21 protein-coding genes are annotated in these 25,545 nt (G+C 56.6%); 3 read left to right on the top strand and 18 right to left on the bottom strand.

Annotated elements, in window-relative coordinates:
- Window positions 1-52: 52 nt before the first annotated feature.
- From asnB (ACTG2U_RS04830) to ACTG2U_RS04795, 8 genes are all read right to left on the bottom strand, one after another.
- The gene (asnB, locus tag ACTG2U_RS04830) at window positions 53-1,918 is read right to left on the bottom strand and encodes an asparagine synthase (glutamine-hydrolyzing) (RefSeq protein WP_335812435.1); all 1,866 of its coding nucleotides are present in this window, start codon (window positions 1,916-1,918) and stop codon (window positions 53-55) included.
- Between the two features lie 122 nt (window positions 1,919-2,040).
- Window positions 2,041-2,946: a class I SAM-dependent methyltransferase gene (locus ACTG2U_RS04825; protein WP_335812436.1), complete on the bottom strand. Its 906-nt coding sequence runs from the start codon at window positions 2,944-2,946 to the stop codon at window positions 2,041-2,043.
- Window positions 2,947-2,967: 21 nt separating this feature from the next.
- Window positions 2,968-4,101 carry a UDP-4-amino-4,6-dideoxy-N-acetyl-beta-L-altrosamine transaminase gene (pseC, locus tag ACTG2U_RS04820; protein WP_439974133.1) on the bottom strand — a complete coding sequence of 378 codons (1,134 nt, stop codon included), beginning with the start codon at window positions 4,099-4,101 and terminating at the stop codon, window positions 2,968-2,970.
- A complete protein-coding gene (gene pseB / locus ACTG2U_RS04815) occupies window positions 4,098-5,102 on the bottom strand; it encodes a UDP-N-acetylglucosamine 4,6-dehydratase (inverting) (RefSeq protein WP_167572082.1) in 1,005 nt (334 codons plus the stop codon). Before pseB ends, pseC begins: the two co-directional genes overlap by 4 nt.
- A gap of 144 nt (window positions 5,103-5,246) precedes the next feature.
- Window positions 5,247-6,068, bottom strand: a complete 822-nt coding sequence (locus ACTG2U_RS04810; RefSeq protein ID WP_439974132.1) for a cobalamin-binding protein — start codon at window positions 6,066-6,068, stop codon at window positions 5,247-5,249.
- The gene (locus ACTG2U_RS04805) at window positions 6,061-7,023 is read right to left on the bottom strand and encodes a cobalamin biosynthesis protein CobD/CbiB (RefSeq protein ID WP_439974131.1); all 963 of its coding nucleotides are present in this window, start codon (window positions 7,021-7,023) and stop codon (window positions 6,061-6,063) included. Before ACTG2U_RS04805 ends, ACTG2U_RS04810 begins: the two co-directional genes overlap by 8 nt.
- Window positions 7,020-7,712, bottom strand: coding sequence for a 5'-methylthioadenosine/S-adenosylhomocysteine nucleosidase (gene mtnN / locus ACTG2U_RS04800; protein WP_040067225.1), 693 nt, complete (start codon window positions 7,710-7,712; stop codon window positions 7,020-7,022). Before mtnN ends, ACTG2U_RS04805 begins: the two co-directional genes overlap by 4 nt.
- Window positions 7,713-7,880: 168 nt before the next feature.
- Complete coding sequence (locus ACTG2U_RS04795; RefSeq protein WP_335812439.1) at window positions 7,881-8,756, bottom strand: ZIP family metal transporter; 876 nt, start codon at window positions 8,754-8,756, stop codon at window positions 7,881-7,883.
- A gap of 71 nt (window positions 8,757-8,827) precedes the next feature.
- On the opposite strand from ACTG2U_RS04795, the gene ACTG2U_RS04790 reads away from it, so the two are divergent.
- Together ACTG2U_RS04790 and ACTG2U_RS04785 are read left to right on the top strand one after the other, a co-directional pair.
- Window positions 8,828-8,995 carry a hypothetical protein gene (locus ACTG2U_RS04790; protein ID WP_279505202.1) on the top strand — a complete coding sequence of 56 codons (168 nt, stop codon included), beginning with the start codon at window positions 8,828-8,830 and terminating at the stop codon, window positions 8,993-8,995.
- A gap of 157 nt (window positions 8,996-9,152) precedes the next feature.
- Window positions 9,153-10,784, top strand: coding sequence for a methyl-accepting chemotaxis protein (locus tag ACTG2U_RS04785; RefSeq protein WP_335812440.1), 1,632 nt, complete (start codon window positions 9,153-9,155; stop codon window positions 10,782-10,784).
- A gap of 334 nt (window positions 10,785-11,118) precedes the next feature.
- On the opposite strand, the gene ACTG2U_RS04780 is transcribed toward ACTG2U_RS04785, so the two are convergent.
- From ACTG2U_RS04780 to ACTG2U_RS04755, 6 genes are all read right to left on the bottom strand, one after another.
- A protein-coding gene (locus ACTG2U_RS04780; protein ID WP_429070639.1) for an IS3 family transposase occupies window positions 11,119-12,281 on the bottom strand; the annotation gives its coding sequence in 2 pieces (ribosomal slippage) (window positions 11,119-12,026 and window positions 12,026-12,281; 1,164 coding nt in all).
- A 296-nt stretch (window positions 12,282-12,577) separates the two neighbouring features.
- Complete coding sequence (locus tag ACTG2U_RS04775) at window positions 12,578-13,612, bottom strand: IS110 family transposase (protein WP_201035198.1); 1,035 nt, start codon at window positions 13,610-13,612, stop codon at window positions 12,578-12,580.
- Between the two features lie 450 nt (window positions 13,613-14,062).
- Entirely contained in the window at window positions 14,063-15,727 is a 1,665-nt protein-coding gene (gene asnB, locus ACTG2U_RS04770) for an asparagine synthase B (RefSeq protein WP_439974130.1), read from the bottom strand.
- A 192-nt stretch (window positions 15,728-15,919) separates the two neighbouring features.
- Entirely contained in the window at window positions 15,920-16,288 is a 369-nt protein-coding gene (locus ACTG2U_RS04765) for a cupin domain-containing protein (RefSeq protein WP_236268270.1), read from the bottom strand.
- A gap of 130 nt (window positions 16,289-16,418) precedes the next feature.
- Entirely contained in the window at window positions 16,419-17,993 is a 1,575-nt protein-coding gene (locus tag ACTG2U_RS04760; RefSeq protein ID WP_005337288.1) for a cation:proton antiporter family protein, read from the bottom strand.
- Between the two features lie 54 nt (window positions 17,994-18,047).
- Complete coding sequence (locus ACTG2U_RS04755; protein ID WP_043164926.1) at window positions 18,048-18,797, bottom strand: HAD-IIA family hydrolase; 750 nt, start codon at window positions 18,795-18,797, stop codon at window positions 18,048-18,050.
- A 197-nt stretch (window positions 18,798-18,994) separates the two neighbouring features.
- Between ACTG2U_RS04755 and ACTG2U_RS04750 the strand changes: the two genes are divergently transcribed.
- The gene (locus ACTG2U_RS04750) at window positions 18,995-20,059 is read left to right on the top strand and encodes an adenosine deaminase (RefSeq protein WP_439974129.1); all 1,065 of its coding nucleotides are present in this window, start codon (window positions 18,995-18,997) and stop codon (window positions 20,057-20,059) included.
- 113 nt (window positions 20,060-20,172) lie between these two features.
- Here ACTG2U_RS04750 and ACTG2U_RS04745 read toward each other — a convergent pair whose 3' ends face one another.
- The 4 genes from ACTG2U_RS04745 to ACTG2U_RS04730 form a co-directional block, all read right to left on the bottom strand.
- Window positions 20,173-21,159, bottom strand: a complete 987-nt coding sequence (locus tag ACTG2U_RS04745; RefSeq protein ID WP_439974128.1) for a zinc-binding dehydrogenase — start codon at window positions 21,157-21,159, stop codon at window positions 20,173-20,175.
- Window positions 21,160-21,305: 146 nt separating this feature from the next.
- A complete protein-coding gene (locus tag ACTG2U_RS04740) occupies window positions 21,306-22,427 on the bottom strand; it encodes an alkene reductase (protein ID WP_439974127.1) in 1,122 nt (373 codons plus the stop codon).
- Between the two features lie 195 nt (window positions 22,428-22,622).
- Entirely contained in the window at window positions 22,623-24,158 is a 1,536-nt protein-coding gene (locus ACTG2U_RS04735) for a TerC family protein (RefSeq protein ID WP_439974126.1), read from the bottom strand.
- Between the two features lie 301 nt (window positions 24,159-24,459).
- The gene (locus ACTG2U_RS04730) at window positions 24,460-25,386 is read right to left on the bottom strand and encodes a cation diffusion facilitator family transporter (RefSeq protein WP_139463997.1); all 927 of its coding nucleotides are present in this window, start codon (window positions 25,384-25,386) and stop codon (window positions 24,460-24,462) included.
- Window positions 25,387-25,545 lie beyond the last annotated feature (159 nt).

Here is a 25,545-nt window from a genome sequence, read left to right as displayed (position 1 = left end):
ATTAGAAGGCAGAAGGCCATGATAGTTTGTTGACCTATCAAGGCCTTTTTATTTATTCAATATGAATATGTCGATAATCTTCATGCCGGACAAAAATCCGACCATATACTTCTAGTGCCAATAAGCGGAATTTCAATAATGGATTGGCCTCATAAAAGTCTTTTAGCATCCGAAGAGACATCCCGGTAAATTCCATAGCATAACCATTCTCAAATATTCGTTCAATTGGCTGAATATATTCATGCATAGGGACCGGGAAACCTGCTTTGGGGCGGTAAATGACGCTCTGTGGTAGATAACGTTCAGCCAGTTTTTTTAACAAATATTTTCCGTCTTTTCGGAAGCGTCGATGAATTTTTAGATTGAGAGGTATATTCATCGAAAAGTCAATGATGTCTTTGGTTAGAAATGGTACCCGGCCTTCAATTGAGTTAGCCATCAATATTCTATCAGTTCTATGTAATATGCTACCTAGATGACCATAATAGTTAAAATGGATCGCGCTCAGCATATGTTTTTCGAACTCAGAGGTTATCAGTGTATTATATTTTTCATGAATAATCGCTAGGCGCTTCCAATTGGAGAAATCTTGGCTCTCGAACAGGAAAGATCGCATTATCAGGTCATTAGACATATCAAAATAGCCCAGACCCAGTGGCATGTAATCCGTGATGTCTTTCAAAGTGAATTGTTCAAAACCATCACGCATTGTTCTGGCGTAATCGCCAGAGAGACGAGTCAATAGTGACTTCTTGCTGGCAAATATTCTGGCCAAGCGATACTGTTTCATCTGCCGTTGGTGCCAAGAATAGCCACCAAACAACTCATCGGCACCTTCACCGGATAACATGACCTTGATTCCATCAGCATGCGCTTTGCTGGCAATGCAATGCAGGCTAATATCATTTGGATGATATATAGGCAAATCTGAGATATAAGTCAGATAAGGAAATGCTGACCAATATTTCTCGGCAGTCATCTTTTCGTAAATGATATTTTTACCCAGATGTGCGGATACAATCTCCGCATACTCTTCTTCTCCGCCACCGCCTTCTACTCCAGCATGATACAGGTCGAGCTGGGTATGTTGAGCAGCAATGGCAGAGATTAGACTTGAATCCACTCCGCCACTACAGAGTGTTGCCAGTGGAGCGTCACTGACCAGATGTGATTTCACGTTATTGATTACGAGTGTTTCCAGTTCATCTACCAAGCTAGAAAGAGGTTGTTGTTTGCGATGTTGAAATACATTGTTATCGATAAAAAATAAAGGATTGCCAAAGCATTTTAATTGTATTTTTCCCTGCCGGGGGGAATAGGTCAGTAGAGTCCCTCCTTCGAGAATAGTGACATTTTGATATGGTAGATTTGTATCCTGAAATGCGCCGATCCGAATTTGATCTCTTAATTTTTCTCGAGATACTACAGCATCAAGACTTTTGATTTCTGATGCAATTTCGATAGACTCATCGGTTTCTATATAATAGAGAGGCTTTATTCCGCTAATATCACGAGCAGCGATAAGCTCCTCTTTTTCAAAATTCATGTAGGCGAAAGCAAACATACCATCCAGTTTGGAAATTGCCTGACTACCAATCCGGTTTAGTAGTTCAAATAATACCTCTGTGTCAGAGGTTGTCTTGAGTTCGATATCCGAAAGATATTTGTTAGCCAGAGCTCGATAATTATAAATTTCACCATTGAAAACCAGCATGGCTTTTTGATTTTTATATGGTTGATCCGCAAAGGTTCGGGTATCAAGGATTGCTAGACGGGTGTGTCCCATAACAACATTGTTTAGGTAAACAACTTGTTGACAATCTGGGCCGCGATGACTTAATAAGGCTGTTTTTTTTTCGTAGCGGACATCGTCTTGTATCTCTTGTGATTTATAGAGTTTGCAGTAGATTCCACACATTCTATTTTCGCCTGTATTGGTTATATCAGCTTATATAAATATCTGGTTAGCGCATGATGCATGTTCAGAATGATGCTGCCCGTATCAGAAGGTTGCGCCATTAATTTCATTCAGGTTCTTAATCAGCTGTTTTTCACTAAAGCAAAACTCAAACACTCAGAAATATCCATCGTTAGATAAAGCACTCTGTAGTTATATTCAACGCAGAATTCATGCACCGCTTCAATAACGCCATAACGATATTGAGAGCGCCAGTTGCCTTGAATGTAGTCATGACCAGCAATAATACCGGTTGATTTTACTTTTCTGGAACAGGCTCGGAGTTCATCTCGGGTTAATTCATAACTGTGTGTCGTATCGATATATACCCAATCGAAGATCTGATCCGGGAAACTATCCAGCGCCTCCAGCGAGGGTTTACGGTGAATGGTTACCTCTCCGCGCTGTTGTTGTTGCTGAAAATAGTCGTTCACACTCAGGTACAGCTCTTCGCTGTATCGATCCGAACTCCATATATCCACCAGATGTAGCTGCGCCGGAGAACAGATATCCACGATCTGGCGGCTAAAATCACCAGCTGCCACGCCCAGTTCGGCTACGACGCCCTGGGTGGGTAACTTCTTGAGCAGTGCCAATCGATCGGTCAATAGGGTTGCGCCCTCGACATGCTGTTGTAGCAAGGGGAGCTTCGGCAGCATATCCTCGTGTTTGGAGCGCACTGCTTGTAGGGCATTCTCATATTCGCGGCTGGTCTTCAGTACCTCGTCACACTCCACGACTGGGATGCCCGGCTCTATTCCATAACTGGCCAGCGTCAGGTTTATGTCGCTGACAAAACTGCTGGCGATCAGGATTTTGTCGAATTGGAGTCCCGCGAGCTGACTGGGATGATAAACCGGCTTGTTCATCCAGAGCGAGCCCTGTTTGGCTGGGTCACTATCGACAAAGCCAAGCAGCGTATAGTTCAATGCCAAGGCCGGTAAGAAATGCAGCGCTTGGGTCGAGGTTCCGTAGATCAGAATGTGCATAAGGCGCTCCGCGGCTCGATATCAGATTGTTGACAACAAATAGGCGTGAATGAGGCCCTGCTGGGCAGAGCTTAAGCTTGGAAACAGTGGTAAGGTGATCGCTCCGGAGTAAAACTGTTCGGCCTGAGGCAGGGATGTTTGCTGCTTGTGTTGATACCAAGGCTGCTTGTAGATCGGTATATAGTGCACATTGACACCTATACCTTGTTCACGAAGTTGCTGGAATCGGGCTTTGCGTTGCTCTGGGGCTACATGCTGTACATACAGGTGAAAGGCGCTACGGCGCTCTGAGCTGAAGTAGCGAGGGAGCTGCTCAGGTGCCAGCTTTTCAAAGTAGTATCGGACCAGTTCTCCGCGCTTAAGGATCCAAGTTTCCAGATTGGCCATCTGGCTCAACCCTAGCGCAGCTTGGATATCGGTCATCCGGTAGTTGAAGCCGAGCATCTGCTGCTCATAGTACCAAGGGCCGTCCGGCTCATTGATAAAGTCTTCCGGTTCACGGGTGATGCCATGGCTGCGTAGCATGCGCATCGTCTTGGCAAGCGCAGGGTCGTTGGTCATGGCCATCCCCCCTTCACCGGTGGTGATGATCTTCACCGGGTGGAAGCTGAAGACGGTGATGTCGCTGTAGCGGCCATTACCGGTTGGTTCATCGTGATAGCGAGCCCCCAAGGCGTGACAGGCATCTTCGATGATGCGAAAGCCATACTCTTGCCCCAACCGATGGATCTCCTGCATATCGCAGGGGAGGCCGGCAAAGTGCACCGGTATTACTACCTTGGGTAGTTTCCCTTCCGCCTTGGCGGCAATCAGTTTCCTCTCCAGCTCCACTGCGCACATGTTCCCTGTATCGGGCTCAATGTCGACGAAGTCGACTTGTGCACCGCAATAGAGAGCACAGTTGGCGGATGCAACGAAGCTGATGGGCGATGTCCAGACCCAATCCCCGTGGCCGACGCCCAGCGCCAGACAGGCAATGTGCAATGCTGCAGTACCTGAATTGACCGCAACCCCAAATTTAGCTCCACAGTAGTCGGCTACCGCTTGCTCGAAGCGGGGAACGACCGGCCCTTGGGTCAGGAAGTCGGACTTGAGAACTTCCACGACAGCATCGATATCTGCCTGGCTGATAGATTGACGGCCGTAGGGGATCATTCTGCTACCTTGCTTTGGTTCATCTTCTGTAGCTGTTCAATGGAGAAAAAGTCAGGGTTGCTTCGAGAGTTGTATTCAAATCCCTGCTCGACCATCTTTCCTTTTTCGCCCGCAGCTGTCTTGGAGAAGTCGTTGTTGCGATTATTGAAGTTGATTGTTGGGCCGATCACGAAGAAGTCATCAAATTCAAAGGTGTGATAAGAGTCATCGGCAGGGCACATTACTTCATGGAGCTTCTCTCCCGGGCGAATGCCGATGATCTTGTGTGGCAGGTTTGGTGCCATGGCACTGGCCAAATCTGTGATGCGAACAGATGGCAATTTGGGAACGAATATTTCCCCCCCCTTCATCCGCCCAAAATTATCCAGAACGAAATCCACCCCTTGTTGCAAGGTGATCCAGAAACGAGTCATCTCTTCATGGGTGATGGGCAAGGCATCAATACCCTGATCAATCAGCTTTTGGAAGAAGGGAACAACAGAACCGCGGGAACCAACAACGTTGCCGTACCGAACGACTGCAAAACGGGTGGGGTCTTGACCCGCAATATTGTTGGCAGCCACGAAGAGTTTGTCTGATGCCAGCTTGGTGGCGCCATAGAGATTGATCGGGTTGGCGGCTTTGTCAGTTGAGAGGGCGATAACCTTTTTGACTTGATTGAGCAAGGCTGCCTGGATGACATTCTCAGCACCATGGATATTGGTTTTGATGCACTCCATGGGGTTGTATTCAGCGGCAGGAACCTGTTTCAGTGCTGCTGCATGAACCACGTAATCCACACCGCGCATTGCCATGGTAAGGCGGTTGGCGTCTCTGACATCCCCAATGAAATAACGCATGCAGGGGTCGTTGAACTCTTGCTGCATCTCGAACTGCTTCAGCTCGTCGCGAGAATAGATGATGAGGCGTTTGGGTTTATAACGTTCCAGTACTGTCTTGACCAATCGCTGGCCAAACGAGCCAGTGCCACCAGTTATGAGTAGCGTTTTATCGTTGAACATTGTGGGCATCTCGTCTCAAAAACAGTAGATGAATCATATGCTAGCAAATAAAGTACCAGCTTTTTCTGTAAAGAGTGTGATCAATTCATAAAAACGGTTTTAAAGCCAAGGGCATCACTCAGGTCTTGGTCTCTTTGGCTTTTGTTACTTTCTGATTGCCCTGCATATATCTTCCACCGCATTGAGGGCCCTTGGGGTGAATCGGTGCAGCTCATCGGAGTTGACCAGCATCAGTCGGTGATGTTTCACCGCATCAAGGTTTGGCCAATGCTGCCAATGACGCAGGGCGTCAGGATCTTGACTCCCGGCCAGGAGCAGCGCGGGGTTGGCCCTGATCACCTGTTCCATGCCCACTTGAGGGTAAGGGGTCTTGGCATTCGCCATGATGTTGATCCCGCCGCAGAGTTCGATGGCCTGAGCCGGCCAGGCATTGCCACTGACGCTGGTGAGCGGCGGGTACCAGAGCTGGTAGAACACCTTGACGCCGGTTGGCCTGCCATAGCGCTGTTGCAGGAAATGCAGGCGTGCCAGATAGCGATCGGCGGCTTCGTTGGCGCTCTTTTCCATCCCCAGCAATTTGCCCAGCGCCCGCATTTCTACGGCCAACGAGGAAAAATCGGTAGGCTCAGAGTAGAAAATCGGGATACCCAGCTGCTCCAACGGGGCCAGCATCCGTGATTGAGCCGAGCGCCAGCCGAGAATGAGATCCGGCTTTTGCGCCAGCACTGCCTCGACGTTGATGCTGCGATAATTCGCTACCTTGGGCTTGGTTTTTACCTCGGGGGGATAGTCTGAGGCATCGTCAATTGCCACCAGCTTGTCACCGGCGCCAATTTCGTAGAGCAATTCGGTCAGGTGAGGAACAACGCTCACCACCCGGGTCGGCGTGGCGGCCAGCAGGGCACCGGGCAACCAGGCAAGCAGCACGCAGGTCAGCCAGACAGGCAATCGCAACCATCTAACCATGAAATAACCCCGCCACAGTGACAAGCAGCGCGAGCATCAACCAGCCCCAGCCAATTCCTTGCAGAATATTGAGCACCTTGCGCGGTGACTCACCGTCGGGGTCATCACCGCTGCCAAGTATCGACCAGCGTTGCAAGGTTCCCTGATAGTAGCGGGGGCCGCCAAGGCGGATCCGGCACTTGTCAGCAAGTAGCGTCAACAGCATCCCGATGGCGGGATAGGGCCAGAGCGCCCCACTTCGCACCAGCTGTGCGGCCTGTTTGAGACGGCTTGCCAGCAGTGGCAGCCCCAGCAGCAAAATGACGGAGGCATTGAGCCCCTGATAGAGCGCGCTGGCGGCGCGACCAAAGTGGTCGAAGGCGGGATCTTTGCGACTCCAGCTCTGATTCATCAGCTGCACCAGCCGCCAGAGCAGGGCGCCTTGTACCCCCGCGAGGGCATACCCCAGCAGCGGGCCAGCCCATTGGCCGATCAGGCGCAGGGCGCAGCTCTCCGTCACCGCTTTGGCGAGCCCCATGGTCGAGAGTTTACCGGTCTCCCGCTTAAGCCAGGGGGCGGACTGCAATCTCGCCAGCGGCAGCGTCTCCTGCGTGGCGAGCGAGCGGGTGGCATGGGCGAGTTCGCGCAGCGGACGGGATTCGAGCATCAGCAGCAGGAACAGCAGGTCGAAGAGCGGCTCGCTCAGGGCCAGATTGCGCAGCGACCAGAGCCCGGCAGCGCAAGGGAGCCAGACTACCAGCATTGCCAGCAGGCCGGCCTGCATTTGCTGGCCGGGTGAACCATCGGGTCTGTGTACCTTGTGCCCCAGCCGGGTCAGCAGGGGCGTGACGGCCGAAAGACGCAGATGGGATGGCCACGGGATCACCGCCTCCAGCAGGGCAGCCCCCACCAGAATGGCCGCCGTCGTCGAGAGGAGGGCGTCGGCCATCAAATCAAGCGAGCCGGTCTCGATCACAGCTTGCCGAGCATCTTGATGATCACTTCGGCGGAGTGCTTGCCGGCCACTTCGATGAAGGCATCGAAGGATTCAACCTGTTCCTTGCCTGCGATATCGGACATGGCACGCACCACCAGATAGGGCACTTTGAACATGTGGCACACCTGACCGATGGCGGCACCTTCCATCTCGACCGCCAGCATCTGCGGGAAGTCGGCGCGAGCCTTGGCGATGGCGTCCGGTTTGCACATGAACTGATCGCCGGTGCAGATAAGGCCAACCTTGGTCTGGTGCTTGCCCTGCTCGGCGATGCAATCCTGAGCGACCGCGATGAGCTTCTCGTCGCAGGGGAAGGCGGCAGGTTGCTGCGCCATCTGGCCCATCTCGTAACCAAAGGCGGTCACATCGACATCGTGGAAACGCATCTCGCTGGCGATCACCACATCACCGATGTGCAGATCCTGGGCAAAGCCGCCCGCAGAGCCGGTATTGATGACGCAGTCAGGGGCGAATTTTTCCAGCAGCAGGCTGGTGGCCACGCTGGCAGCGACCTTACCGATGCCGGAGCGGGTCAGGATCACCTCTTTGCCCGCCAGCATCCCTTGATAGAACTCACAGCCGCCCAGTTGCAGGGTGGTGGGGTTGCTCATCTGGCTGCGCAGCAGGGCTACTTCTTGCTCCATGGCGCCGATAATACCTACTTTCATTGCTGACCTCGTCTTGATAGCCGTGTGGCTGAATTTAAGTTGCTGTAGATCATAACAAAAGATGGCGTCGGCGCCGAGAGGCGCAAGCGAAAGGAGAGATGAAACGCGGCGCTCCATATGGGAGCGCCGCGGGTGACAAAAAGCATTGATGAGGCGCGGCGAGGGCCTTTAGCCGAGCGCGGTATCGAGGGTCATCATCAGGGCAAAGCCTGCCATCAGGCCGAGGGTGGCATAGGTCTGGTGACCGTTGCGGTGAGTCTCCGGAATTACCTCGTGCGAGACCACAAACAGCATGGCGCCGGCGGCGAGCCCAAGTCCGATGGGGTAGGCGATGGCAAGGCCGCTGGAGAGCCCCACCCCGAGCAGGGCGCCAATCGGTTCGAGCAGGCCGCTGGCGATGGCGACCAGCACCGCCACCGAGGGGCGAAAACCGGCGGCGCACATGGCCAGCGCCACCGCCAATCCTTCCGGAATATCTTGCAGTGCGATGGCAGTGGTAAGCGGCAGCCCCACCGACATGTCCCCCTGCGAGAAGCTGACCCCGATGGCCATCCCCTCCGGCAGGTTGTGCAGGGCGATGGCAAAGACGAACAGCCAGACCCGGGAGTAGCTCTCGTGACCGGGGCCGCAGGGGCCGGTTTTGTCATGCTCGTGCGGGGTGAACTGATCCAGCCCCAGCATCAACAGTACCCCGAGGGTCATGCCGACCACCACCACGGCGGCGGCACTGAAGCCGTTGCCAGTGATCCCCTCGGCGGCCTCCAGCCCCGGCAGCAGCAGGGAGAAGGCACTTGCGGCCAGCATCATGCCAGCGGCAAAGCCCAGCATGGTGTCTTCTACCTTTTGCGGTACCGAGCGCAGAAACAGGGCTGGCAGGGCGCCGATGGCGGTGGCGGCAAATCCGGCGGCACCACCGATCAGGCCGTAGCGCACGCCGCTGGTCACCTCACCGGTAGCGAGCATGATGAGACTCTGCAACAGCAGCAACAAGACGGCAGCCAGCGCGATAAAGAGGCCGAGAGCAGTGAGCGGGCGACTTTGCATCTGGCTGCGCAGTTGCTGTGACTAGGATAACGGGGGAAGAGCAGAGAGATGGTCCATGGCATGGCCTCAAGGTGAGCAAAGCGGATAATGGCATTACATCCACTTGGCCGCCCCTTGTCCATGCCTACAAGGCGATTGCCACTATCGAGAAAATGGCGTCAGGTGAATATGAAGTTTTTTGTGATCCGGCTCCGATTGTTGGTTTTGTTAAGTTGCTTTTAATTTTTAAAGAAAAGTGAGGGTGTAGTCGCTTTGTGCTAGAGTGCGCGCCTTTGCGGAACTCTATCTTCTCGGTGTTCTGCATTCTTTCCCGTCAGGAAGGTCCGGGGATTTGCTCATAGGGACGTGATCGCCACACTCCATTCGCCTGTCAGCAGTAGAGGAGCACCCGCCACTATGTTTTACAAGAATCTCTCCATCGGCAAAAAGATTGCCGTGGTTTTTGCGGTCATTGCCGCAGTCAACGTTCTCTTCGGTGTTTTTCTCTCCAGCGAATTGCGCGGTGTGCGTGATCGGGTGCTGAACTTTACCGACTCTACGCTGCCGAGTGTCCTGTCGGTCGAAACCTTGCTCTATGACGTCTCCTATGTCCGTCGTGCCCAGTTCGCCTTGCTGATGGTGAACGATGCCGCTGATCTGCAAGCTCGCCGCAGCCGGATCCAGCAGAATATCCAGAAAGTAGACAACGCATTTCACGCCTATGAGGCGACCGTCGGTGCTGATCATGAGCGTCAGGTGTTTAATCATGCTAAACAACAGTGGCTCAATTACCAAGGTGCAGTGAACGAGTTTGATCAACTGCTGGTACAAGGACAACAAGAGCAGGCCAAGGCACAGTTATTTGCCTCGAATGCGGCTTTTGGCTCTCTGGAGCGGGCAGTTAATGCTCTGATCGATGTGAACCTCGGTTTTGTGAAGGAAAACCGCAGCAGCTTGCTTGGCAGCGTCAGCATGGTAACCACCTTCGCCATGGTGAGCATCGGTGCTCTGTTGATTTTCATGGTGGTCATGACCTGGTTCCTGACCCGCCAGATCTGCCTGCCGCTGCAAGCGGTAGTGGCTCAGGCCAACGCCATTGCCGCCGGCGATCTGACTCATCAGCTGGAGCGTCAGCACATCGGCCGCGACGAGCTGGGCATGCTGGCCAAAGCCTCTCTCAAGATGCAGGACAACCTGCGCGGTCTGATTGAAGAGGTGGTGGCTGCGGTTACCCAGTTGGGTGCAGCGATTGACGAAGTGAGTGCGGTTTCCGAACAGTCTGCCAAGGGTATTCAGAGCCAGCAGCAAGAGATTTCGCTGGTGGCGACGGCCATGACCCAGATGAAGGCGACCGTTGCTGATGTGGCGGGCAATACAGAGCACACCTCTGAGTCTGCCAGTGCAGCTAATACCTTGGCCCGCAAAGGCAACCAGGATGTGCAGCGTTCGCTGGTGGCGATCACCCGGGTGGCTGAAGAGATTGAGCAGGCTGGCACGCTGGTGGCCGAACTGGAGCGTGAATCCGCCCAGATCAACGTAGTGGTCGATGTTATTCGCAGCATTGCCGATCAGACCAATCTGCTGGCTCTCAATGCCGCCATCGAGGCTGCTCGTGCTGGTGAACAGGGCCGTGGCTTTGCGGTGGTCGCCGATGAGGTGCGCACCCTGGCGGGTCGCACCCAGGCCTCTACCGGCGAGATCGTCGCCATCATCGAAACCCTGCAGTCTCGCGCCAATCAGGCCAAAGAGGTGACCGGGCTGAGCTGTGACATGATCCGTCAGTGCGTCACCCAAAGCGAGCAGACCGGCACCGGTATCCAGCAGATCGAAGAGGCTGTCGCCCAGATTGCCGATATGGCGATCCAGATTGCCAGCGCCTGTGGTGAGCAGGATGCGGTGTCTGATGAGCTGGGTCGCAATGTTGAGCGGATCAACGAATCCGCCAATGAGGTGGCGCAGGGGGCGGATCATACTGCCCGCGCCTGTCTGGAGCTGAGCCAGCTGGCGGTGGGTCTGAAGCAGACCATCGGTCGCTTCCGCCTTGCCTGATAAAGGGGCTGGCGTACGCCGACCTCTTCATTCATAAAAGTCGGGGCGCTTTACACGCCCTCACGACACCCGGCCATGTGCCGGGTGTTTTTTTATCTGGCGATGGGTACGAGGCCAGATGGTTGGGGTTCTTCGCAAGAGGATGAAGGTCAGGGCAAACAGGGGGGGCAGATAATTATCCCGGCCTGTGCGCGGTGATATTCAAGAAGGTTGGTTAAGGCGTATTTGCTAACGAGAGAAGGGCTACAAACTGTTTTGGGGATGGAGTATGGGTGAGCTAATGGAGTGCCCGCTGGGGGGAGGAGAGAACTAGTAGTGGGTTGGTGTGTAGTGGTCAACTAAATCCGGACACTTGGTTAGGCCGAACCTCGGCTTTTGCTGGCGGTATCCCGTCATTGTATTGATGTGGACGCCGCCAGTTGTAGTAATCCATCAGGTAATAACTGATATCCCGCTTTGCCTCCCGCACGCTCATGTATCCCATAGCCGGAACCCACTCCGTTTTAAGACTTCTGAACAATCGCTCCATCGGGGCATTATCCCAGCAGTTGCCACGCCGACTCATGCTCTGGGTCATGCGATAGCGCCACAGTCGTTGCCGAAATGCCCTACTGCCATATTGGCTGCCCTGGTCAGAGTGAAACAGCACACCAGATGGGCAACCACGCTGCTGATAGGCCATCTCCAGTGCTTTGATTGCCAATTCTGCATCAGGTTTATCAGACATCGCCCAGCCCACGACCCGCCGGGTGTGCAGGTCAAGCACCGCTGCCAGGTAATGCCAGCGTCCACCTGCCCAGACGTAGGTGATATCGCCACACCACACCTGATTGGGTTGCTGGACATCAAATTCGCGAGCCAGCAGATTGGAAATGTCCGGTCGCTCAGACTGGGCGACCTGATAACGATGAGCGCCCGGCTGTTTGGATACCAGCCCGGCTTCCTTCATCAGGTTACGTACTTTGAATCGACCAATCTGATACCCCAACTCCCGCATCATCGACATCAAGGCGCGGCTGCCTGCAGAGCTCCTGCTCTCTTTGAACAACCGGCGCAACTCACTGCGTTGCTGTATCCGCTCACGGTTAATCGCCCGTCTGCGGGCCAGATAGTCGTAAAAGCAGGATGTTGGAACATCGAAAGCGCAGCAGACCAAGGTGATGGGGGCTTGCTCCCTTAATCGGTCTATCAGCGCGTACGTGTGAACTCGTCCGCCATCAAGAGAGCAGTAGCCTTTTTTAGAATGTCCTTTTCACGTTCGAGCCGGTTGATACGGGCTTCCAGCTCCTGAATTTTTTGCTGCTCCGGAGTCAGTGCTTTGCCGATTGGGGTTGTGCCAGTTCGTTCGGATTGCAGTTGCTGAACCCAGCGGCGAAGTACGGTTTCACCGACATCCAGTGAACGGCTGGCTTCAGGGACAGAATATCCCTGGTCGAGCACCAGGGATGCGGCTTCGAGTTTGAATTCGGCAGTAAATGAGCGACGTAATCTTGTCATTGAACACCTCAGGTCATGGTGGCGACTGTACCACCTAAAATGGTGTCCGGGATGATTAGACCATATATGGACGCCCCCGGGTTGTGCAAGAACTGAACTGATACGGTTTGCGACCATATATCCGGCGTTATGATGGGATTAACTCCCTCGCCATGATGTCATCCGAGCCTTGCTTCCTTATCACTACACCGGTATATGCATACCCAGGTCTAATTCAGGCTGTTACAAGGACGGTACCCGTTTCTTCATCAGTGCCTGCAAACTCAGTAACGTAGATTTTCTAAGCAAATATCAAATTAACTTCCTGCAAAAGCTCTGTTCATACTGAAATCAACCGAGTCAGTTAGTACACGCCAGATGATCCGAGTTAACTTATTTGCCAGGGCGACAGTGGCTTTCAAGAAGCCACGCCGCAATTCAATTGCCTTAACCCATCTCCCTAAACTGTCATCCCGTTTTTGCACACAACGCATCACCGCTCGAGCGCCATGGATGATCAAGGTCCTCAAGTTACGATTACCGTTCTTGGTCATGGATGAAAGCCGTTGTTTTCCACCTGAACTGTGCTGTCGAGGGACTAAGCCACACCAAGCAGAAAGCTCACGGCCGCTGGAAAACTGGGTGGCATCAACCTCACTGACCACCGCAGCGGCAATCAGTGGCCCGACACCAGGAATGGTCAATAAGTGGTGATAGGCAACCTGCTGGCTGGACAGTTCAGCTAGTTCCTTATCCAAGACATCAATCCGTTCAGTGAGCATCTGCATATCTTCTCGTAACAGGCTCAGTAGTCGGCGAAGCGTGAAGGTTATCGTATTGTCTCCGTCTTCAAGCACTTCTGGCAGTTGTCGTTGCAGGCGTTGTAACCCGGCTGGAATAATGACTCCGTACTCGGCAAGTAATGCCCGTAGTTGGTTAGCCAGAGCGGTTCGCTGCTCAACTATGAGCTGGCGAGCACTACGTAACGCCTTGATATCTTGTTGTTCTGTAGTTTTAACTGAGACGAAGTGGATCCCTGGTCGGCAAGCTGTTTCACAAATAGCTAATGCATCGTTGGCATCATTCTTCTGGTGTCTTGCAAAGGCTTTGACATGCTGTGTGGGAATGAGCTTTACGTCATAGCCCATCGATATCAGTGCTCGTCCCCAGAAATGAGATGTTGAGCAAGCTTCCATAGCAATCAGTGTTTGCGGTGGAAACTGGCGCAACGTGTGGAGCAGTTTCTGGCGAGATATTTTACGATTCCAGGCAACAGAACCATCAGCCATCCATACACACACCTGAAAAACAGACTTAGCAATATCGATTCCAACTACTTTGATCGTGTTCATGTGGTGATCCCCCAAGTTGAACGCTGTCAGCCTAAGTATGAAACTGACCGCGCAGGGAGGGGGCGTCCATCACATCACTACAAGCTTTTCATTGCTGAAGGCCCTGCCAAGCTGCAGTACCACGATATTGTCATTGGCCATCGTAGCCGGACTGACGAGCAGTGCTGTCAGCAGGCCAATCCTTGATAGAGTGTTAGCGTCCATGCCCCCTCCCGATCCTTGTTGTCATCGTGGTGATCCTGTTGATCACCCTTCAGGCATAGTCAATCGACGCGCTTCCTGTCAATGCATGGTCACTCGGTAAAAAAATTAAATATTTATGAAAAATCAACTATCTGCGATGGTCTGATGTGATTTGGCGTGCGTGACCACGGGGAGATGAAAAAGCCCTTCACCATGGTGAAGGGCTTTTTGCTATCTGACGTTATCCGCTCGGTTTGGCGTGCAGGCTTAGTAGCCCTGCTGGTGCACGTCCATCACGGCGCGGCCGGACGGGTCGGCCATCTCCTTGAACTTGGCATCCCACTCCAGCGCGGTGGGGGTGGAGCAGGCGACCGACTTGCCGTAGGGCACGGTACGGGCGGCGGCTTCCAGCGGGAAGTGCTCGTCGAAGATGGCGCGGTAAAAGTAGGCCTCCTTGGTGAGCGGCGTGTTGATGGGGAAGCGGAATGCCGCCGCTTCGAACATCTGATCCGTCACTTCGGTCTCGACCATCGCCTTCAGGCTGTCGATCCATGAATAACCCACGCCATCGGAGAACTGCTCCTTCTGACGCCATGCCACTTCGTGGGGCAGCAGGTCCTCGAAGGCTTCGCGCAGGATATGCTTCTCGATCTTGCCCTTGCCGCACATCTTGTCGGCAGGTTGCAAGCGCATCGCCACGTCCATGAACTCCTTGTCGAGGAAGGGCACGCGACCCTCCACCCCCCAGGCGGCCATCGACTTGTTGGCGCGCAGGCAGTCATAGAGATGCAGTGAGGCGAGCTTGCGCACGTTTTCTTCGTGGAACTCTTTAGCGTTGGGCGCCTTGTGGAAGTAGAGGTAGCCACCGAACAGCTCGTCAGAGCCTTCGCCGGAGAGCACCATCTTGATCCCCATCGCCTTGATGTAGCGGGCCATCAGATACATGGGCGTGGAGGCGCGAATGGTGGTGACGTCATAGGTCTCGAGGTGATAGATGACGTCCCGCAGGGCATCCAGACCCTCCTGCACGGTGAAGTGGATCTGGTGGTGGATGGTGCCGAGGTGATCAGCCACCTTGCGGGCGGCGGCGAGATCTGGCGACCCTTCCAGCCCCACGGCGAAGGAGTGCAGTTGCGGCCACCAGGCTTCGCTCTTGCCATCGTCCTCGATGCGGCGCGCCGCATAAAGCTTGGTGATGGCGGAGATGACGGAGGAGTCCAGTCCGCCGGAGAGCAGCACGCCATAAGGCACGTCACACATCAGCTGGCGTTTGACCGCCGCTTCCAGCGCGGCTTTCAGCTCGGCCTTGTCGCTGACGTTGTGCTCGACCGCGGCGTACTCCATCCAGTCGCGCTTGTACCACTGTTTGAGCTCGCCATCCTTGCTCCACAGGTAGTGTCCCGGTGGGAAGGTTTCGATGCTCTTGCAGACCGGTACCAGCGCCTTCATCTCGGAGGCGACATAGAAGTTGCCGTGCTCATCGCGACCGGTATAGAGGGGAATGATCCCCATGTGGTCGCGACCAATCAGGTAGGCATCCTGTTCGGCGTCATAAAGAATGAAGGCAAAGATGCCGTTGAGATCGTCGAGAAACGCCGGGCCCTTCTCCTTGTAAAGGGCCAGCAGCACTTCACAGTCGGATTTGGTCTGGAACTGGAAGTCGACCTTGAGGCTCTTCTCCAGCTCTTTGTGGTTGTAGATCTCGCCGTTGACCGCCAGCACATGGGTGCGCTCGGGGTTGTAGAGCGGCTGGGCGCCATTGCCCGGGTCGACGATGGCCAGACGCTCATGCACCAGAATGGCTTTGTCTGAGCTATAGACGCCGGACCAGTCAGGCCCGCGGTGACGCAGTCGCTTGGACATCTCCAGCGCCGATTTGCGCAGGGCTACTGCATCGGACTTGATATCCAGAATGCCGAAAATTGAACACATTGGCGGTAATCCTCTTGATTTTTATATGAGCCCCCCACGTTTGGGCTCGAAATTCCATTTACATTCCTCGTCAGACACAATGCCTAGCGGAAAAACCTTTTGCAAGCGGGAAAACCGCAGAAAATCATGCCGTAAGCGTCAAGCGGATCAACAGGATAAGGGCTGCTGCAACGGGGCAGGGTGACGTGAACGTCAAGCCGAGGCGGGTTCGAAGATGACATAGACCTTGCGACAGGGGGTAAGGGTCTCCCACTCGCCGACAAAACCGGCCGGAATCACGAATTGATCGCCGGGTTTGAGGGCCAGCTGGCCGCCCTGGCTGTCATGGATCACCACATCCCCCTCCAGCAGCTGGCAATACTCGTGCTCGGTGTAGTGGATGGCCCAGCGGCCCGGCTCGCAAGCCCAGAAGCCCACGTGAAACTGCTGGCTTGGGTCGGAGTAGTGGTTCCACACCGTTTGCGCCGGGTTGCCCGCTTTAATGCGCTCGGGGGCTGGCATCAGCGGGGTAGGGACCGCCTTATGGCGATCGAGCAGGATCCAGTCGTTGAGGGTCTTCATGGTGCCTCCTTGGCTTCGTCAGATAGGAAAGCGGGGCCATCCCGGCCCCGCGTTTGTTCGTTTTATTAAACGAGGTTGTGCATAACTTAAACGATGCGCATTCCCTTGCCAAGGGCTGCTGGCCGACGACTCAAAGCGGCTGCAAGCGGCGGATCACATGGCGGGCAAAGCCGCTGCCCGCTTCGTTGTAGACGTTGAACACCGCATCCACCCCCTGCTCCTGCAGGGAGGCGATATCATCCTCGAAGCGGACGATGGCGGCGATCTTGCCGTTGAATCCGTGGCTGCGCAGCTTCTCGATGGCGTAGAGATTCCCCGAATGGTGGGGCATCGCCAGCAGCACCAGATTGACCTGATTGGAGAGCAGCACCTTGTCCCAGAAGTCGGTATCGGTGGCATCCCCCTCGATGACGTTCATCCCCTGGGCGCGCAGGGTGGGTAGCTTCTCGCTGTCGTTCTCCACCCCGAGGATGACGTTGCCGTACTTGTTCTCCAGCTCGAAGTAGGCCCCCTGACCGATCCGCCCCATACCGAGGATGATCACCTCCGCATCGCCCAATTCGATGGGTCTGTCTTCCGGATGGAGGTTGCTTGCCTGCAATCCCCGCAGCCAGTGGCCGATGCGGTGATAAATGCGCTCGCTCTGGGCATTGAGCGGGGCGGAGATCATAAAGCTCGCCGCCAGTGCCAGCGAGACCGCCACCAGCCACTCGTGGGAGAGCCAGCCCGCCTTGGCGGCGATGGCGGCGACGATCAGGCCAAACTCCGAGAAGTTGGTGAGCGCCAGGGTCGAGAGCAGGGCGGTACGCACCCGCAGGTGTGCGCCGCTGTAGACCAGATAGTAGAGGACACTTTTGAGCGGCAGGGCCAGCACCAGCGCCAGTGCCAGCAGCATGGTGTCGTGGGTCGGCAGGCCGTTGAGGCCGATGGTGAGAAAGAAGCAGACCAGAAAGAGGTCTTTGAGGTTAAAGAGCGCCTTTGCAAGCCCCGCTGCGGCAGGATGGGATGCGAGCATCATGCCGATGATAAGTGCCCCGAGATCCGGTTTGAGGCCGACTACTTCAAAACCGGCTGCCCCGACCACCAGCGCCAGAAAGACTCCGAACAGCACCTGCAGCTCGCCATGACCGGCCCGCTCCAAGAGCTTGAACAGCAGCGGGCGCAGCAGCGGCAATCCCAGTACCCAGAGCGCCCAGATACTGGGCCACTTGCCGCTGGAGAAGGCCAGAAACGCCACGGCGAACACGTCTTGCATGACCAGTACCCCGATGGCGATGCGGGCGTAGAGGGCATTCATGTCGCTGCGATCTTCCAGCACCTTGACCGCAAAGACAGTGCTGGAGAAGGAGAGGGCAAAGCCCAGCAGCAGCGCCAGTTTCCAGTCCAGCGACAGGGCAAGTTCAAGCCCTAGTCCCTTGCAGACCAGCAGCACCACGGTAAAGAGCAGGGTGGAGAGCAGCAGATGCAGGCTGGTGGTGCCCCACACATCGCGTCGCATCAGGGTTTTGATATTGAGCTTGAGACCAATGGTGAACAGCAGCAGGGTGACGCCGAGATCGGCCACTTCGCTCAGGGCGGGAGTATTTTCATATCCCATGCCGTTGAGGATAAAACCGGCGGCCAGAAAGCCGAGCAGGGGGGGCAGGCCAATCAGATTGACTACCATGCCGCAACCAAAAGCCACGGCGATCAGAATGGGTTCCATAACAGATCCTGCAAGGGCAGGAGAGACCTGCCCTGTTTAACGCTTGGGTGGTGATTAGACGATATCGATGTCGACCACGGAGTCGAAAATATGGTTCGGTCTGAACGGCATGCGGTCGATATCGGCGACCTTGCTCACCCCGGAGAGCACCAGCACCGTTTCGAGACCGGCCTGAAAGCCTGCCAGAATGTCGGTGCGCAGGTTGTCGCCGATGATGATGGTGTCGTCGGAGTGGGCCTCCATCCGGTTGAGCGCCGCACGGATGATCCAGGCGCTCGGTTTGCCGACATAAAACGGCTTCTTGCCGGTCATCCGCTCTATGGGGGCGCACAGGGCGCCGCAGGCCGGGTGCATCATGGGGCCGTGGGTGTCGGGGTTGGTGGCGATAAAGCGGGCCCCCTGATCGACGAACTTGGCCCCCAGTTGCATCATGGTCCAGTTGTAGTTGCGGGTCTCCCCCACCACCACGAAGTCGGGGTCTATGTCGGTGATGGTGAAACCGGCCTTGTAGAGCTCGTGGGTCAGCGCCCCTTCACCGATCACATAGGCCTTCTTGCCATCCTGACGCTTGAGGAAGTCGGCGGTGCCCATGGCGGAGGTATAGAAGCACTCCTCCGGCACTTCGATCCCGGCGGAGCGGAAGCGGTTTTGCAGATCTTTCTGGGTCTGGGCCGGGTAGTTGGTTAGGAACAAGAGCTTGCTGCCCTGCTCCAGCAGGCGATGGACGAAACGGTCGGCACCGGGGATGAGATCGTTGTTGTGCAGGATGACACCGTCGATATCGCAGATGACGTTCTTCTTCATGAAAACTCCTTGTCAGGGCGCAGGCGAGCCGCCAATCGTTAAGATGTTCAATCATTTATGATTTTTGTGACGCCATTATAAGTCTGTTTGATGACAAGTCTCCCCTGTCTCGCCACTTCGGTGCACAATAAAGCTGCCGTCGGGTCAGTCTGGTGGAGGGGCTGACGCCGGATCACTTTGCTGATGGAGCCGTCGCTATGGACACCCCGATTCCCAAGCCAGTCACACCCGAACACCTCACCGCCGCGCAATTTATCGCCGGACTGCCGAAACTGGAGCTGCACCTGCATATCGAGGGCAGCCTCGAACCCGAGCTGATGTTTGAGCTGGGCCGCCGCAATAATGTGCCACTGCCCTGGCCCGATGTGGCCAGCGTGCGCGCCGCCTATGACTTTGACTGCTTGCAATCTTTTCTCGACCTCTACTATCGCGGCGCCGGCGTGTTGGTGACCGAGCAGGACTTCTTCGACCTCACCTGGGCCTATCTTGAGCGTTGCGCCGCCGACAAGGTGGTGCATGTGGAGATCTTCTTTGACCCGCAGACCCACACCGCTCGCGGCGTTCCTTTTGCTACTGTGCTCGGCGGCATCGAGCGGGCGCTGCAGCGCGGGGAGCAGGAGTTTGGCATCAGCTGGCGGCTGATCATGAGCTTTTTGCGCCACCTCAGCGAGGATGAAGCGTTCGCTACGTTGGCAGAGGCTGAGCCCTTCCTGTCACGTATTCACGGTATCGGCCTTGACTCGGGGGAGAGGGGCAATCCGCCCACTAAATTTGCCCGGGTCTTTGCCAAATGCCGCGAGCTGGGGCTGCCGGTGGTGGCCCATGCGGGTGAAGAGGGGCCTGCCGACTACATCTGGCAGGCGATCAACGAGCTGCAGGTATGCCGCATCGATCACGGGGTTCGCTCGGCCGATGATCCCGAACTGCTCCGTTATCTGGCGGATACCCGCATGCCGCTCACCGTCTGCCCCCTCTCCAACACCCGGCTCAAGGTGTTCGGCAATATGGCCCAGCACAATGTGTTGCGACTGCTGGAGCAGGGGCTCTGCGTCACCATCAACTCGGACGACCCTGCCTACTTTGGTGGCTATATGAATGCCAACTTTGTGGCGCTGGCCGATGGCCTTGGCGCGACCATGAGTCAGCTCTGCCGCTTGTCGCTCAATGCGGTGGAGGCGAGCTGGCTCTCTGTGGCCGACAAGGCGCGCCTGACCCGGGAGATCCGCAGTTATGCCGAGACCCACGGGGTGAGCCTGCACTGAGTCAGGCGCCAATGAAGTCGAGATGAGATGCACTAGATATAAAGAGAGGCCCGCCATCACTGGCGGGCCTCTTTCGTTTCAATGGTCGGTGTGGTTATCAGGGAAGGTCAGCGTTATGCCACTCGCACCAGAAACTTTTCGCCCTGTCCTTCGCGCTTGAAGCGCTCGAGCAGGGTGGGTAGTTCCTCAAAGTCGCCGACCACCAGCGGCGGTAGGGTCAGCTCGCCGCTCACCATCTGCTCCATCATGGCGACACCGGCGGCCACCAGTCGGCTCCACTGTTTGTCCGAGCCAAAGGCGTGCTGGGCGCCCAGCGCAATCTCGTGCAATGAGTGGCAATGGCTAAAGGCGGGCAACGGATTGTGCGGGATGCGCCCGAGCACAGTCACCATGTGACCGTAGTAGCCAAGGGCAGGCAGCAGGCTCTCTGCCTGTTGGCTGGAGACCAGATCGATGATCCCCTCGAACGGCTCGTTGCCGTTGGCAGTCTGCAAGGTGGCCAGCCAGTCGGGATCCCGATAATCGGCTACACCCTGCACACCGATCTGTTTGAGCCAGTGATGGTGGCGTGGGCTGGCGCTGGCAAAGACTCGCGCTCCTTGCTTGAGGGCGAGCTGTACCGCAAAGCGGCCGACGCTGCTGCCGGCACCTGTGATGAGCAGCGCTTCCCCGTGCAGGCGCGGCAGCTTGGCCAGCGCCTGCCACGCGGTGAGGCCGGGACAGGGCAGGGCGGCGGCCGCCTCGTCACTCAGGGCATCGGGCACTGGCAGCAGGGCGCGGGCCGGTACTCTAGTGTGGCGGGCAAAGCTGCCGTGGTGGCGCAGATCGGTGTGGTAGGCGACCCGGGCACCGAGACGCAGATGGCTGACGTTGGTGCCGAGGGCCACGATAGTGCCCATGCCATCGACGCCGGGCACCTGACCATCCTGCCAGTGGGAGTGGCCATATTCGATCAGCTTCCAGTCCACCGGGTTGAAAGCGATGACCCGGTTGGCTACCAGTACCTCGTCAGGGGCGAGCGGTGCCAGGGGCAGATCGGCGAGGGTAAGCTGGGTCGGTTCACCGGGGGCATGCCAGCACCAGGCTTGGGTGTGATTCATGATGACTCCTTGTGAAAGCGAGGGGAGAGAACAACGAGATCATTGCAACAGCAAGACAGTGAAACCGCCACTGCTGCGAATGGGCAACAATACAGCAGGCCCCAACCTGTGGGGCCTGCGTTACGTGGCCGGTTGGCCATCGGCAATCAGCGGCTGGCTGCTGCGTCCTCTGCCTGATAGACGGGGTAATCGGTCAGCCCCTTCTCGCCGCCGCCGAACAGGGTGGCCGGATCGTGGGGGGCCAGCGGATAGCCGTGGCGCAGCCGGTTCGGCAGATCCGGGTTGGCAACGAAGGGACGGCCAAAGCCAATCATGTCGGCCCAGCCCGCTTCTAGGGCGGCGCGGGCGCGATCACCATCATATTTACCGGCGTAGATCAGGGTGTTGGGGAAGGCATCCCGCAGACCCTGCTTGAAGTTCTCCGGCATCAGGGGGGCATCGTCCCAGTCCGCTTCGGCAATGTGCAGGTAGGTGACGTTGAGCTGGCCCAGCAGACGGGCGGCCGCCAGATAGGTTTCCTGCGGGTTTGCATCGACTGTGCCGTTGAGGGTGGTGAGCGGCGCAAGACGCACCCCGACCCGATCGGCCCCGATTTCGCTACTGACTGCCTCGGTCACCTCTTTGAGAAAGCGCAGTCGGTTTTCCAGCGATCCGCCGTAACTGTCGGTGCGGGCGTTGGATTCGGAGTCGAGGAACTGGTTGATGAGATAACCGTTGGCGGCGTGCAGCTCGATGCCGTCAAAACCGGCGCTGATGGCGTTGCGAGCCGCCTGACGGAACTGGCCCACCACCGCATCGATATCGGCCTGGGTCATGGCGCGCGGGGTGACGGTCTCGACAAAGCCCGGCGCATCGCTGCCGTTATCGACGAACACCTTGACGCCCACTGCGGGCAGGGCTGAAGCGGAGATGGGCTGGGCGCCGCCGATGTTGTCCGGATGGGTGACCCGGCCCACGTGCCAGAGCTGGGCGAAGATGGTGCCCCCCTTGGCGTGCACGGCATCGGTCACCCCTTTCCAGCCAGCGATCTGCTCGGCGCTGTAGATCCCCGGCGTCCAGGCGTAGCCCTTGCCCATGGGGTCGATTTGGGTGCCTTCGCTGATGATCAGGCCAGCCTCGGCGCGCTGGGCGTAGTAGCTCGCCATCATGGCGTTGGCCACATCACCCGGCTGACTGGCACGGGAGCGGGTCATGGGGGGCATGACGATGCGGTTGGCAAGGTGCAGCTGGCCGAGGCGCAGCGGGCAGAACAGGTGATCGTGGCTCATCTTGAGTTCCTCATGGTGGAAGTGAGGCCACTTTATGCCGCCATCTTGTTGTGAAAAAGGGGGGTAATTGCACAAGAGAATTGTGCTTGATGCAGCAATCAGTGCAAACCGTCGGGAAAGAGGCGTTGAGGCATAAAGTTGAAGCATAAAAAAGAGGGCCGTCTGGCCCTCTTCTGTATTCTGCTGGTGGCAGGCTCAAGCCGTGGCGGGTATCACTTTCACCCGCTCGATGCGCCGCTCGCTCACCTCGATCACCTCGAAGTTGAGCTGCTGCAGTTGCAACTGCTGACCCGGGGTGGGCAGAGTGCCGAAGTGGGAGAGCAGCATGCCCGCCAAGGTCACGTATTCATCGCTCTCGCTCACCAGCCCCTCGTGCTCCAGCACCTGCTCCACATGGTGGATGTTGGTGCTGCCGTTGATCAGCCACCCTTCGCCATCGCGCACGATATCCGGGGTTTCGTCCTCGTCCGGCAGCTCGCCGACGATGGCCTCCAGCAGGTCGTGGGTGGTGACCAGCCCCTGGATCACGCCAAACTCGTCGGAGACCAGAATAAGGCTCCCCTTGGCTTTGCGCAGCTCCGCCAACAGACGGATCACGTTGATGGTCTGCGGCACGATAATGGGATCGTTCTGCTTGGCCAGTTCACTTAAGGATTGCCCTTCGTTCAAGGCAAACAGCAGATCGCGCGCCTTGACCACTCCGATCACTTCGTCCAGATCCCCGTCACAAATGGGGAACAGGCTGTGGGGCTCGCGCTGCAGCAGGGCGCGGATCTCGTCGCTGGAGTCGTTGATATCGATCCAGGCCATCTCCGAGCGCGGGGTCATGATGGTGCGAATGGAGCGCTCGGCCAGCGACAGCACACCGGTCACCATGTAGCGCTCCTCCTCGCCAAAACTGAGCGGCTCGGCAGGTGCGGCATCCAGATCGTCATCCGGTCTGTCTTGATAGGCCTTGCTCCCCATCAGCTTGAAGATGGCGGCAGTGGTGCGCTCGCGCAGGGGCAGCTTGGATTCGTGACGCATGGCGCTGCGCTGGGCCAGTTGGTTGAAAAACTCGATTAGCACCGAGAAGCCGATGGCTGCGTAGAGGTAGCCCTTCGGAATATGGAAGCCGAATCCTTCCGCCACCAGGCTGAAGCCGATCATCAGCAGGAAGCTCAGACAGAGCACCACCACGGTGGGGTGGGCGTTGACGAAGCGGGTCAGCGGCTTGGAGGCGAGCACCATCACCACCATGGCGATGGTCACGGCGGCCATCATTACGCCAAGGTGTTCCACCATGCCGACGGCGGTGATGATGGAGTCGAGCGAGAAAACCGCATCGAGCACCAGAATTTGGGTGATCACTACCCCGAAGCTGGCGTAGGCGCCGACCGGGCCATCATCCTGGGGTTTGGCTTCCAGCCGCTCATGCAGCTCGGAGGTGGCCTTGAACAGCAGGAACAGGCCGCCCCCCATCAGGATCAGGTCCCGACCGGAGAAGGGGTGATCCCACAGGTGCAAAATCGGGGTGGTCAGGGTGACCAGCCATGACATGACGCTCAGAAGTCCAAGTCGCATCAGCAGGGCCAGCGACAGGCCGATGACGCGTGCCTTGTCCCGTTGGGCGGGAGGCAGTTTTTTCACCAGAATGGCGATAAAGACCAGGTTGTCGATCCCCAGCACGATTTCCAGAATGATCAGGGTAAACAGACCGATCCAGATATGGGGATCCAGCAGCAATTCCATTGTGACGACCTCAATAAAAACAGACAGAGCAAACAGTGATTACGGCGCACGATGGCCGCAGTAACAGCAAGGCAAAGGTGTTATTCAGAGGCGCTGATTAAGCAGAAAAAGATAGGCTTTGACAGAGAGAGACGAAGGGCAACTTCGGGGATTGTCCATGATGGGCAATAAAACCTCGGGTGAAAAATGAGCCCTGATGATAGCGGCTGGCGCCAATTTGGCAAGCGCAGCGTCAGCGGGGTGTGATGGGGTTGTGATGCGACAGGGGGAGGCGGCGGTGCCGCTCTCCCCCGTGCGGTCGTTACAACCAGCGCTTTTCGCGGGTGAAACAGACCGACAGCCAGGCATCCCCCAGGGTGTCGCCAAGGCGAGACCAGAGCTCCTGACGCAGGGCATCCTGACGTTCGACGGGCCACTCCTGACCCGGCGCCACCAGAATGTTCAATTCCAGATCGAAGCGGCGACCGCTTTTGGCCAGATGGCTGTAGCACTCGATGCCGTGGCGCTGGCGCAGCGCCTCGATCTCCTGCTCGACTTGCCGTGGCACATCTCCCTTGGGGGCGATCTTCAACACTTCCCGCAGGTTGCGACCGAGCACCTTGATGGGAATGAGGGTGGCGCAGAGGGCCAGCAGCGAGACCAGCACCGGGTCTATGTAGCGGTTGTATTGGCCGTAGCCGATGGCATCGAGGCCAATGGCGCCCACGAAACCGATAAGCAGGGTGGCGCTGAGCAGGGTATCCACCAGCCACTCCTTGGAGTCGACCCGCACCAGCTCGGAGTCTACCTGTTCGGCAACCTGGGCTTCGATGCGATAGATGATGGCGCAGAAAAAGGTGGAGACGGCGGCATAGATGAGAGCGTGGCCGAGATCGATCTCTCGTCCGCCATCCAGCAGGGTGGTGATGCCGCTATAGAGAGCGCCAAGGCAGAGCAGCAGAATAATGGTGCCATTGATGACGTTGGTGATGGGCTCGAAGTGGGCATAGCCGTACTGGAAGCGCGCATCGGAAGGGCGGGTAACGAGATAGGCGGTAACAAGACCGAGGCCCGTCATGCCCATGCTGAACAGGGTGAAGATACCATCGAGCATGATGGCGTTGGAACCGACGAAGAGGCCGTAGCCGATGCCGAAGATGGCAAAGGTGATACAACCGAACAGCGACAGGGTAAGCGCCTGTTTTTCGGTGGTGACCAGCGTACTGATAACATGGCTGTGGTGAGCCATAAAAGTCCTCCTTTCAAATGGTGAATATTGCCAAGCGCAAGCGGTTTTCTAGCTGATATACTGCCCGCTCACATGTGAGCGGACTGGCCTGACTGCCATTGACAGGCGGCTGGCCAGTCGTTGTCGCCGGGGTGCCGGCATCAAGCAAAGGATGGGAAC

The sequence above is a fragment of the Aeromonas sp. 95A genome (assembly GCF_051919235.1).
GTDB lineage: Bacteria > Pseudomonadota > Gammaproteobacteria > Enterobacterales > Aeromonadaceae > Aeromonas > Aeromonas veronii.
The sequence above is the reverse complement of the archived record's forward strand: the minus strand, read 5'-3'. Positions and strand labels throughout refer to the sequence as shown.

Excerpts from the sequence above, each read along its gene's own strand:
- asnB (WP_335812435.1), bottom strand. The coding sequence starts at position 1,918 with ATGTGTGGAATCTACTGCAAACTCTATAAATCACAAGAGATACAAGAC.
- ACTG2U_RS04825 (WP_335812436.1), bottom strand. The coding sequence starts at position 2,946 with ATGCACATTCTGATCTACGGAACCTCGACCCAAGCGCTGCATTTCTTA.
- pseC (WP_439974133.1), bottom strand. The coding sequence starts at position 4,101 with ATGATCCCCTACGGCCGTCAATCTATCAGCCAGGCAGATATCGATGCT.
- pseB (WP_167572082.1), bottom strand. The coding sequence starts at position 5,102 with ATGTTCAACGATAAAACGCTACTCATAACTGGTGGCACTGGCTCGTTT.
- ACTG2U_RS04810 (WP_439974132.1), bottom strand. The coding sequence starts at position 6,068 with ATGGTTAGATGGTTGCGATTGCCTGTCTGGCTGACCTGCGTGCTGCTT.
- mtnN (WP_040067225.1), bottom strand. The coding sequence starts at position 7,712 with ATGAAAGTAGGTATTATCGGCGCCATGGAGCAAGAAGTAGCCCTGCTG.
- ACTG2U_RS04795 (WP_335812439.1), bottom strand. The coding sequence starts at position 8,756 with ATGCAAAGTCGCCCGCTCACTGCTCTCGGCCTCTTTATCGCGCTGGCT.
- ACTG2U_RS04785 (WP_335812440.1), top strand. The coding sequence starts at position 9,153 with ATGTTTTACAAGAATCTCTCCATCGGCAAAAAGATTGCCGTGGTTTTT.
- ACTG2U_RS04775 (WP_201035198.1), bottom strand. The coding sequence starts at position 13,612 with ATGAACACGATCAAAGTAGTTGGAATCGATATTGCTAAGTCTGTTTTT.
- asnB (WP_439974130.1), bottom strand. The coding sequence starts at position 15,727 with ATGTGTTCAATTTTCGGCATTCTGGATATCAAGTCCGATGCAGTAGCC.
- ACTG2U_RS04765 (WP_236268270.1), bottom strand. The coding sequence starts at position 16,288 with ATGAAGACCCTCAACGACTGGATCCTGCTCGATCGCCATAAGGCGGTC.
- ACTG2U_RS04760 (WP_005337288.1), bottom strand. The coding sequence starts at position 17,993 with ATGGAACCCATTCTGATCGCCGTGGCTTTTGGTTGCGGCATGGTAGTC.
- ACTG2U_RS04755 (WP_043164926.1), bottom strand. The coding sequence starts at position 18,797 with ATGAAGAAGAACGTCATCTGCGATATCGACGGTGTCATCCTGCACAAC.
- ACTG2U_RS04750 (WP_439974129.1), top strand. The coding sequence starts at position 18,995 with ATGGACACCCCGATTCCCAAGCCAGTCACACCCGAACACCTCACCGCC.
- ACTG2U_RS04745 (WP_439974128.1), bottom strand. The coding sequence starts at position 21,159 with ATGAATCACACCCAAGCCTGGTGCTGGCATGCCCCCGGTGAACCGACC.
- ACTG2U_RS04740 (WP_439974127.1), bottom strand. The coding sequence starts at position 22,427 with ATGAGCCACGATCACCTGTTCTGCCCGCTGCGCCTCGGCCAGCTGCAC.
- ACTG2U_RS04735 (WP_439974126.1), bottom strand. The coding sequence starts at position 24,158 with ATGGAATTGCTGCTGGATCCCCATATCTGGATCGGTCTGTTTACCCTG.
- ACTG2U_RS04730 (WP_139463997.1), bottom strand. The coding sequence starts at position 25,386 with ATGGCTCACCACAGCCATGTTATCAGTACGCTGGTCACCACCGAAAAA.